The organism is Acinetobacter sp. AOR01_HL (genome assembly GCF_027855455.1).
Lineage (GTDB): Bacteria > Pseudomonadota > Gammaproteobacteria > Pseudomonadales > Moraxellaceae > Acinetobacter > Acinetobacter baumannii.
This window is the reverse complement of the sequence record NZ_JAKTIM010000059.1, coordinates 23,159-33,271: the sequence shown is the minus strand read 5'-3', so window position 1 is coordinate 33,271 and position 10,113 is coordinate 23,159. Positions and strand designations below refer to the sequence as shown.

The following is a 10,113-nucleotide window of genomic DNA, read 5'->3' as shown; positions in this document are numbered from 1 at the left end:
CGTAAAGGCATTAACACAGGTATCGTGGCTGAACGCTTTGGTGGTCAGGTCATGGACACCATGGACATTGAAAACTTCACTTCTGTGCAAAAGACCCAAGGTCCTAAGTTTGCTGCCGAGATGGAAGCACATGTTCGTGAATACGATGTGGATATCATGAACCTGCAACGTGTCAGCAAAATTACCGGTGCAGATCAAACAGCAAATGGCTTGGTTGAAGTTGAACTTGAAAACGGTGCAAAACTTGAATCGAAAACTGTGATCCTTTCAACAGGGGCACGTTGGAGAGAAATGAATGTACCGGGTGAAGCTGAATACCGTACCCGTGGTGTAGCGTACTGCCCACACTGTGATGGTCCATTGTTCAAAGGCAAACGTGTTGCCGTGATTGGTGGCGGTAACTCAGGTGTAGAAGCTGCAATTGACCTTGCAGGTATTGTTGAGCATGTGACTCTGGTTGAGTTTGACACTAAACTTCGTGCTGACCAAGTCTTGCAAAACAAGTTAAACAGCTTGCCAAACACCACTGTGATTATGAATGCGTTAAGTACAGAAGTATTGGGTGACGGTTCACAAGTAACCGGTCTTAAATATAAAGACCGTGCGACTGATGAAGAGCATGTGGTAGAGCTTGCAGGGATCTTTGTACAGATTGGTTTACTGCCAAATACTGACTTCTTAAAAGACAGTGAGGTTGAGTTAACCAACCGTGGTGAGATCATTGTGAATGACCGCAACGAAACCAATGTAAAAGGTGTATTTGCTGCAGGTGACTGTACCACTGTACCGTACAAGCAAATCATTATTGCTACAGGTGAAGGCGCTAAAGCATCACTCTCTGCGTTTGATTACATTATTCGTTCTGGGCAATAAAACTGGTCAAATCACTATCATTTGGTTCAAGCCTAGCATTACAAAATGCTAGGCTTTTTTAATACGAGAGTTACAACTTTTTAACAATTTTTGATCTTTATTAATCAGTTACTTTATGTTTATATTTTAGACATCCATAATTTTGGATGCCATGAATTAGAAGGAAAAACACAATGAATAAATTACTTGTTGCTTTAGGTCTTGCTGCGACTGTTGCCCTTGTTGGTTGTAATAAAGATAAAGCTCCAGAAACTGGTGCTACTACAGGTGAACACTTAGAAAATGCTGCTCAACAAGCAACAGCAGATATCAAATCTGCTGGTGATCAAGCTGCGAGCGATATTGCAACTGCAACAGACAACGCTTCAGCTAAAATTGATGCTGCTGCTGACCATGCTGCTGATGCGACTGCTAAAGCTGCAGCTGAAACAGAAGCTACTGCACGTAAAGCGACTGCTGATACAGCTCAAGCTGTTGAAAATGCAGCTGCTGATGTGAAAAAAGATGCTCAACACTAATTAGCTTTAGCATTAAAAAAGCCCCTATTTCTTAGGGGCTTTTTTAATGCTTTTGAAAATTGCTTATGAAATTAAACCTTCATCACGCATTGCAATTTGTACTGACTGACGTTCTGCAACTTTATTACGTAAGGCAATAATATGTTTATATGGCGTTAAATCATGCTCAATTGAGTTTGACCAATTTGTCAAAACAAATAAATACGCATCTGCTGGACCAAAATTATCATTTACCAAATAGTCATAATCCGACTCAGCCAAATAATTATCAATATATTTTAAAAGACGGTCGATTTCAGCATAAGCTTTGGTTTTTTCATCATTTGTTAACGGTGCCCCAAAAAATACCGCGTATGCATCATGCAATTCAGAATTTAAATAGCCCAACCATTCCAATACTTTCGCACGGCCTAAGCCCGAAGGAGGAATCAAATCTTGTTTAGGGTCGTGCTGAGCAAGGAAAGGTAAAATCGCTACGTTTTCAGTTAAAATTAATCCTGGATTAATTTCTAAAGCTGGTACATATCCCTTTGGGTTAATTTCATAATAATCTGCACCTTTTTCTGTTTTATGTGTTTTTAAATTTACTCGTTCTAAATCAAAATCAACATTAATTTCATTTAAAATAATATGTGCAGCTAAAGAACATGCGCCTGGCGAATAATATAATTTCATATCTGATCCTTGTTATCTCACATTAACGTTTTAAATTGGTTCTAAAAAACCTGCAAGGTTTGTACAATTCCTTAATTGTAAAAAAGCGTAAATTTATAAATTACTTACACTACCTAATATTCTTGAAAAAGTTTTCCCTTGCAAGTTGTCTTGCGTGACGATTGTTTAAAATATGATAAAACACATTCACATCACGCATTTTTACCGTTAACTACGTTTAAAAAGCTGACTAATCCATTCCATTAATTGAGATAAGAAATCGAAAATTGGACTTTTCTGGTTATCATTTGGCTGATTCGAGTCTTTGCCATTTAAATCTAGATCGACAATCACAGGGTCATGGTCCGAAGAACGATAGGCATCTTCGCCATAGAACAAAGCTTTTTGTTCATCAGTTTTATATTCTTCGTTGTAATCTAGAACCGTCGGTTCGTCAGCATTAATATGCCAAGCAAAAGTACGAACTACTTTTGGATATAAATCTGCATCAGCAATAGCATGGTCTAAGTTACCCGCTCCACCATTACCATTTGCATCACTTGCCACACCAAAAACATAACTGTACGCCTGAGCGCCTTGCCCAACTTTAGTGTCATTAAGTAAGACTTTATAATTGGCTTTTTCAAATGCCAAAATCGGCGCCTCTTTTGCATAACTATTCATGTCTCCAACGAGTAAAGCATTTTGCTTAGGCACTTGCGTCGGATTTTTTGCTAGCCACTGCACAATTTGATCAACTGCTTTTACACGGGTTGGATTCCAGCATCCCTGACCATCATTTTGATCTGCATCAGAAGAGTTGGCATCTACTCCACTACATCCTTTTGATTTCAAATGGTTTGGAATAACAGTAAATGTTTTATTACCACGAACAGCTTGGAAAGTTTGAGCTAAGGTTGTTCGGTTTTTATCACCTAAATCAAGCACAACAGCTTTATTTAAAGGCTTCACACGCTTGCTGTTATAAATAATCGCAACAGCAATAACATCATTACCTAAACGATCCAGATTTTCAGGAATAATATATTTCCAGTCTGGACCTAGTGCACTGGTTAAATGAGCAATTGCGCTGTTTGGGCCATAGCCATTGTTGGCAATTTCCATTAAACCGTAAACGTCAGCATCAATCGCTTTTAATGCACTCACAATTTTATGGTGCTGTTTATCAAACTCTGCTTGTGTGTTTGCACCACGCTCTGTTGGGAAACCCGTTGCACCATTGTCATAGTTCAAGACGTTAAATGAAGCTACACGAATATGATTGGCATTTTTTGTAATGACACTCTGGCGTGGATTTGTTTGAGTAACAACTTCTGGTTGCGTACGTCCAAGCACTGGTTGTACGCGCCAACCGTTAAAACGATATTCTAAAATCCCTTCGAGATTTTTAAGCTGGTAGCCTGAACGCAATGTATTGGCAGCACTAAAATTTGTAGGTAACCATGGTGTACGGTTTTGATTGTTATAACCATCATCAAAAATAATTTTAGATAATAAATTTTTCTGAGCTAGAGCTTTAGCTTCAGGAGATAGCGCTGGATATAAATTGGTTGGAATATATAAGCGACCTAAACTTAAAGATAGTTCACCATAACGGCCATAATTATAATTCTCACTCACCGTTAAAGTCTGAGGCAATTTCACCAACATGCCTTGATAACGCTGCGGAGAATGGGTTGAACTGCCTGTTAAACTCGAAAATGGTAGTTCAAGGCTAATTGGCTGAACCTGATTTGCCATATTGCTATTACAGGTTTGAATATCTTGTTGTAATTGGTCAATCTGTAGCTGATTTTGATAGCTGGTTAAACGACCACGTAAAATAACCTCATCACCAATTTGTCCACCTTTCACCGCACTACTATTCGGAATATAAACAAAAATAGCATTGCTCACATTTGCACGTGCTTTCGTATCAGGTGTTTGAACATAAAAACCTGAGAAACCATTTGCATAACGATAGTCGGCAGTAATTACCCCACGCACGGTATAAGTCTGGTTTTGTGCTGATGTTGCTAAATCGGCAATTGGTGTATCTGAGCTTGAACAGCTGACCGTTTCAATAGGAGGTTGAGTGGTAGAACCTGATAGATTTGTAAAATCATTTCGGTTTGCCCATGCTGTCCATGAATGGTCCAAATCAAATGCTGCTGTCGGATCAATACTCAAAGCTGGATTTTCAGTTTCAATACGTTTAAAGCTATTTCCCAAGCTTGAAACAGCAGTTCCCCATCCTGCCTCAGGTCGTTCCCCAATACGGCCAAAACGATCTACAGGTGTGCCTTTATAAACAAGCACAACTGCATCATCCCCATTAAAAGACAATGCAGCCACTTGATTTACTTTATTGCCAAGTTCTGTCTGTAACTCTGAACGCCCCACCAAAAATTTTTGTTTACTTGCAAGTGTACCTTGTAAACGGAAAGTGGCTGTTTTCGCAGTTCCACCATTATTAAATTGTTGAATTTCATAATCAGCCAAGTTAACAGTAGTACCATCCGGGTTATAAATTTCTAACCCTTTTTTATTACTGCTACCATCAACATACTGGCTAAACATGAGCTGTGCCTGAGCAACAGAACTATATGAAAATGCACCTAATGCACTTAAAAAAACCGAAAGTGTTTTTAATTGAAAAGTTTTCATGAGTAAAAATGTTCATGTGGGTTTTAATTAGCCTCTTAGCTTAAATATTGATCATGACATCTACATGAAGAAAAACACCGAAACATTTGACTTGACCACCTGAAGACTTAAAATACCGCATTTGAATTTCAATATTGCCAAGGTTATGTCGATCGATCAGTTAGAAACGCAAATTGCAGAATTGGACAATTTGCCTGAACACCGTGAAATTGTGACGTTTATGCGTCGTTCAGCCCCACTCAATACGTCTCAACGCACGGCTTTAGAACAACATCGCGATTTAATTTTGGAATATCCCGTGGGTGACTTACGTCAGCACTTTGATCATCCGGAGCGCCCTTTAACTGTTGAAATCGGTTTCGGTATGGGCCGTTCTTTAGTGCTTATGGCTAAAGCGAACCCTGAACGCAACTATGTGGGTATTGAAGTCCATGTACCGGGCATTGCTCAATGTGTCTATGAAGCAGGTATGGCAGAGCTTAAAAATTTACGTGTACTCGATGCTGACGCAATTCAAGTACTACGTGAAATGCCTGACAACAGTATCAACTGCGTACAACTTTACTTCCCAGACCCTTGGCAAAAGAAACGTCATTTCAAACGCCGCTTCGTTATTCATGAACGTATGCAATTGGTTGAACAAAAACTTGAGCTTGGTGGCACATTCCACGCTGCAACAGACTGGGAACCGTATGCTGAGTGGATGTTGGATGTACTAGACAACCGTCCAAACCTTGAAAACTTGGCTGGTAAAGGCAACAGTTATCCTCGACCAGAATGGCGCCCAGTGACTAAGTTTGAACGCCGTGGTATTGAGTCAGGTCATAAGATTAATGATTTTATCTTTAAGAAGATTAAGTAAGAAACAGGGCTTAGTAATAAACTAAGCCCTTTTCATTTCAATATTAAAAATTAAATAAACCTATAACTTATCTTGTCCATTTTTCTGGCTAATTAATGATTGCCAATTGAACTCAATCTCGTTATTTATAGAAAAGGTACTTGCCATACTAAAAAATACTAAGGACAACGCATGTTAAAAATCTTAGGGCGTGATAATTCTATTAATGTTCGCAAAGTCTTATGGCTATGTGACGAATTAAATCTTACATATGAGAGAGAAGATTGGGGCATAGATTTCCGCTCCGCTCAATCTCCTGAATTTTTGCAATTAAATCCTAATGGTCAAATTCCAGTGATTTTAGATGGCGACTTAGTCCTTTGGCAGTCGAATAGCATTATACGTTATCTAGCAAATGCTTATGATAAAGACCATATACTCTACCCAACTCAAGCTAAGCAAAGAGCTATTATTGACCAGTGGATTGATTGGCAAGCTATAGAACTGAATAACAGCTGGACTTATGCATTTATGTCGCTCATTCGACATTCAGCCCTTCATCAAGACCCGAATTTGTTACAACAAGGTATTGATCAGTGGAATAAACAAATGCAGATTCTCGATCAACAACTTGAAAAAACTCAAGCCTATGTTGCAGGTACTGAGTTTACCCTAGCTGATATACCAATTGGGCTATCTGTACAACGCTGGAAAGCAACTCCTTTTGACCATCCAGTGCTTAAACATGTCGACCAATATTTTGAACGTTTAAATCAGCGTAAAGGCTTTTTAAAATGGGGCAATAACGGTCAACCTTAACCTCTTAAAATTAAGATGAGTGATGGCGCTTTACGATGCCATCACTTAAAAGTTGATAAACCTTTTTTAAATCATCTCGATTTGCTTGGGCTAATAAGCTTTGATGCATTGCCAAGATATTCTGATCTCCTCGCATTGCAGGTCCTGTTTGCATTTGCTTTGGATCATTTTCAGTAGCTTTTTTTACTGTTTCCAGAATTAATGGGTAAAGCAAGCCAAAGTCGACCTGTTCCGCGTCTACGACTTGCTTTGCTATATCAAAACAATAATTACTAAAATTACAGGCAAACACGGCTGCCAAATGCAAAGTTAAACGTTGTTTGGAGGTGTATTGATATACTCGCTTACTTAGGCTATTTGCTAAATCAGAAAGTATTGCTAAGTCATCTTTATTGGTCGCCTCTACAAATAATGGTGTGGCTTGCCAATCAACATCTCTTTCTAAGCTAAATGTTTGTAATGGATAAAACACCCCTGCTTTTTCATGTACCTGACTGATGACTTGAATGTCTGTACTCCCCGAAGTATGAACCATAAGCGTTTCGGGAAATAACTCGTGTACCTGCTTTGCAAGCTCAGCAATAGCACTGTCTGAAACTGCCAGAATAATTAAATCGCTTGGTTGAAACTCTTGAAGAGACTGACATGCTTTCGCTTGAATTTGCTCTGCAAACTTCTTGGTTTTCTCAAAATCACGTGCATAGACTTGTACGATGTTATGTCCCTTAGCCAAAAGTGCCTTTGCCAAATGGAAGGCCACACGCCCACTCCCTAACAAACTAATTTTCATGCCAACCTAACAATATTTATTTCTATAAAAAAAGCTTCTCAAAATGAGAAGCTTTTTTCAAATTAGAATTCAATAAAATCTGTTTTTTATTGAGCTACTGAAAACTCAATACGACGGTTTTTAAAGCGTCCTTCTTCGGTCGTATTGTCTGCAACTGGCTGTTCTGAACCATGGCCTTTAGCAACCAGTTTAGAAGCATCCACTCCTTTAGAAACTAAATAATCTACTACTGCTTGAGCACGTCGTTGAGAAAGCGCTTTATTAGCAGCGGCATTCCCTGTTGAGTCGGTGTGACCACCTACATCTAATTTAACACCAGACACTTTATTTAAAAGGGTTGCTGCTTGATCAAGAATAGCTTTGTTATCTGCAGGAATGTCACTTGAGCCACTCGCAAAGTTAATAATTTGTAAATTAAGTGCTTTAACTAGTGCGTTTACATCTACATTGTTCGGGTCAATTGCAGTTAAGGCTGTTTGTGAAGCACTTAAACTGTTGCTTACAGACTGTTCAGCTGTTTCTGGCGCTGCGGCAACAACTTCGGTATGTGGAACAAGTGCTTTTACTTTAGCAGTTAACGCTTCTAACGCTGCAGCATCACCTGCTTTTAATGTAATCTTGTCACCCACCCATTCTAAAGAAGCGTTTGGAATACCTTTTAATGCACCCAACACGCCTGCTAAAGCATCCTTATCGGTAAAAGCAGCCGCATAAGTTTGACTTGTATCAACATCACAGTCTTTAGTAGCTGAAAAGACTTGTTTAACTTGAGTTTGTAAAGTCGCCAAGAAACCTTGATCGCCAATTCCAGCCTGACACTGGCTCACGGCACCTTTATCATCTGTGCTTAAAGTTAAAGTAGCTGGAGCAGCCGCGGCCTCTACACCGCTCGCAGCTTTAGTTTCTGGTGCAGGTGTAGCTTCTTTATGCTGGCAAGAGCGCCACAACCAAGCAATTAATAACCCGAGAATAATGAGCGCAATAATGGGTAAAAAACCACGAGATTTACCCGTAGTCTCTGTTGCTGCTGCAAGTGGCGGTGCTGTCGATGAAGTTACAGAAGATAAACCAGCTCCAATACCTAATGGAGCTAATAAGCCCACGGCCCATCCTGGTAAATATGAACGGATCGTTTCAGCATGCTGACGTAAATAGTTCACAATACTTTGTTGATCATTTCCGGCAACGTCAGAAATTGCATTAAGGCTCGGTTTTAATGCGCTATTGAGGGTATTTTCGATTTCATTATTTGGTGCTGTACCGCTTAAATGGGTAAGCACAGTATTCTTAATTTGCTCATTATGAGAAAAAAGATCGGATAATGACGGAGCCAAACTGTTTTTCAATTGTCCTATAAGATCAGGTTTAGCAGCTAATAATGAAAGTAGAATTGGATAAAACTTAGATAAAGCGTTTGTTTTTTCGCCGAGGTATCCATCCTGATTATTTAATATTGTTGAAGATACTTTTTCTTTAAGCAGTTCTATAGGGTTTATCGACATTGGTTATTCTCCCGAATCTTATACGTCGTAACCAGCAACTTTTTGATTATTCAAATACTTCTCTTTGCTGATAGTTTTTTATTCTAATGCGCTCGAAATCTTTTGTTGTTTTTTAAATAATTTATATACAATTTTCCATCTAGTATTTACAAAACAGGCAGATCTTTATGATCTACCTGTTTATATTTTATATCGGCATTTTTCTGCTTAAAATTAAACAGCAAAAGTTTGTAAGACTTTACCTGTAAGCTTTTGACCCAGTAAAGGGGTGTTTTTCCCTTGAGATAAAATAGTGTCTTTACTTACAGTCCAGCTTAACTTAGGATCTACTAACACCCACCCTGCTTCAGCTTGCCAACGTGCTGTCATATTTGCTACCTGGGCAGGAGCACTTGTCACTTTAGTTACCCATTCTAAAGGTTCAAATAGACCTTCATTAATGAGCTGAATACCTAAAGCCACATAAGTATCAAATGCAGTAATACCCGGTTGGGTCTCTGCAAATGGAGCCATTTTGGCTGAACTGCTTAAAGGCTCATGGTGGGTACAGATTGCATCAATTACACCCTGTTTTAAACCTTGGCGTAAAAGCTCTTTATCTTGCTCAGAACGTAATGGTGGACGAACATGTGCAAGTGAATTAAAGCCATCAATTAGTTGCTCAGTTAAATGTAACTGATGCATCGCTACATCGGCAGTAACCGGTAAACCTTTTGCCTTTGCAGCACGAATTAATTCGACCGAAGCACCACAAGACAATAAACCAAAGTGAGCTTTAACACCTGTCGCTTCAATCATAAGTAGATATTTTGCAATCGCTACGGTTTCTGCAATTGCAGGAATCATTGGTAAACCTTGACGTGATGCAATAAAGCCTTCATGAGCACAACCATCTTTAGCAAGTTGTGGCTCTTCAGCATAGAAAACGACGGTTAAACCAAGACCCGCAGCGTACTCTAATGTACGAACAACGACATCGTCATTTTCAAAAGCAGCATTCGCATTTGAAACAGCAGTACAACCACCCTTTTTAAGGCCGGCCATATTTGCTGGTTGCTTACCATTTAGGCCTTGAGTCTGGGCACCGATGATATGCATGTGAATACCACCATCATGCCAAGCTTTTTCAATTAAGCCGTGAATGAGCGCACCATTGTCTTGTACAATCGGCTTTGAGTCTGGCGGCGTAATGACGTGCAAAATACCGTTAGCACGTGCAGCTTTCCCTTCTGATTTCAACGTTCCATGCTGCTGTTGACCCGGTTCACGCAAACGCGCGCACAAATCAACCATAGTTGGCATTAACCATTTACCCTGACCATCAATAATTTGTTCAACCTGATCGACTGGGGCAATGAGCTTACCGTCTTGAATATATACAGTTTGTACGCTGTCTGTTTTTTGGATTGGGTCTAACACACGTACATTTTCAATTTTTACAATACTCAT

Annotated in this window: 9 protein-coding genes; 4 read left to right on the top strand and 5 right to left on the bottom strand. The window is 39.4% G+C overall.

All coding sequences use genetic code 11. The features are described from left to right. Both MKL62_RS19560 and MKL62_RS19555 read left to right on the top strand, forming a co-directional pair. Positions 1-873 (top strand): FAD-dependent oxidoreductase (locus tag MKL62_RS19560; RefSeq protein ID WP_270899785.1); only part of this gene is annotated, 873 nt, incomplete at its 5' end. A 173-nt stretch (positions 874-1,046) separates the two neighbouring features. After that, positions 1,047-1,391: a hypothetical protein gene (locus MKL62_RS19555; RefSeq protein ID WP_001037895.1), complete on the top strand. Its 345-nt coding sequence runs from the start codon at positions 1,047-1,049 to the stop codon at positions 1,389-1,391. Positions 1,392-1,454: 63 nt separating this feature from the next. Here MKL62_RS19555 and MKL62_RS19550 read toward each other — a convergent pair whose 3' ends face one another. Together MKL62_RS19550 and MKL62_RS19545 are read right to left on the bottom strand one after the other, a co-directional pair. Further along, positions 1,455-2,066 (bottom strand): glutathione binding-like protein, encoded by a 612-nt coding sequence (locus MKL62_RS19550; protein ID WP_000781338.1) that lies wholly within the window; start codon positions 2,064-2,066, stop codon positions 1,455-1,457. Between the two features lie 207 nt (positions 2,067-2,273). Then, complete coding sequence (locus tag MKL62_RS19545; protein WP_005129084.1) at positions 2,274-4,712, bottom strand: ExeM/NucH family extracellular endonuclease; 2,439 nt, start codon at positions 4,710-4,712, stop codon at positions 2,274-2,276. Positions 4,713-4,857: 145 nt separating this feature from the next. On the opposite strand from MKL62_RS19545, the gene trmB reads away from it, so the two are divergent. Then, entirely contained in the window at positions 4,858-5,574 is a 717-nt protein-coding gene (gene trmB, locus MKL62_RS19540) for a tRNA (guanosine(46)-N7)-methyltransferase TrmB (RefSeq protein ID WP_005129085.1), read from the top strand. 171 nt (positions 5,575-5,745) lie between these two features. Continuing rightward, positions 5,746-6,372 (top strand): glutathione S-transferase family protein, encoded by a 627-nt coding sequence (locus tag MKL62_RS19535; RefSeq protein ID WP_005129086.1) that lies wholly within the window; start codon positions 5,746-5,748, stop codon positions 6,370-6,372. A 10-nt stretch (positions 6,373-6,382) separates the two neighbouring features. On the opposite strand, the gene MKL62_RS19530 is transcribed toward MKL62_RS19535, so the two are convergent. The 3 genes from MKL62_RS19530 to MKL62_RS19520 all read right to left on the bottom strand — a co-directional run bounded on the left by MKL62_RS19530 (position 6,383) and on the right by MKL62_RS19520 (position 10,113). After that, positions 6,383-7,162: a Rossmann-like and DUF2520 domain-containing protein gene (locus MKL62_RS19530; protein ID WP_005129087.1), complete on the bottom strand. Its 780-nt coding sequence runs from the start codon at positions 7,160-7,162 to the stop codon at positions 6,383-6,385. Positions 7,163-7,248: 86 nt separating this feature from the next. Continuing rightward, positions 7,249-8,664, bottom strand: a complete 1,416-nt coding sequence (locus tag MKL62_RS19525) for an OmpA family protein (RefSeq protein ID WP_000026485.1) — start codon at positions 8,662-8,664, stop codon at positions 7,249-7,251. 213 nt (positions 8,665-8,877) lie between these two features. Then, entirely contained in the window at positions 8,878-10,113 is a 1,236-nt protein-coding gene (locus MKL62_RS19520; protein WP_005129088.1) for a dihydroorotase, read from the bottom strand.

Coding starts and splice junctions, on each gene's coding strand:
- MKL62_RS19555 (WP_001037895.1), top strand. CDS start 1,047: ATGAATAAATTACTTGTTGCTTTAGGTCTTGCTGCGACTGTTGCCCTT.
- MKL62_RS19550 (WP_000781338.1), bottom strand. CDS start 2,066: ATGAAATTATATTATTCGCCAGGCGCATGTTCTTTAGCTGCACATATT.
- MKL62_RS19545 (WP_005129084.1), bottom strand. CDS start 4,712: ATGAAAACTTTTCAATTAAAAACACTTTCGGTTTTTTTAAGTGCATTA.
- trmB (WP_005129085.1), top strand. CDS start 4,858: ATGTCGATCGATCAGTTAGAAACGCAAATTGCAGAATTGGACAATTTG.
- MKL62_RS19535 (WP_005129086.1), top strand. CDS start 5,746: ATGTTAAAAATCTTAGGGCGTGATAATTCTATTAATGTTCGCAAAGTC.
- MKL62_RS19530 (WP_005129087.1), bottom strand. CDS start 7,162: ATGAAAATTAGTTTGTTAGGGAGTGGGCGTGTGGCCTTCCATTTGGCA.
- MKL62_RS19525 (WP_000026485.1), bottom strand. CDS start 8,664: ATGTCGATAAACCCTATAGAACTGCTTAAAGAAAAAGTATCTTCAACA.
- MKL62_RS19520 (WP_005129088.1), bottom strand. CDS start 10,113: ATGAGTATTGTAAAAATTGAAAATGTACGTGTGTTAGACCCAATCCAA.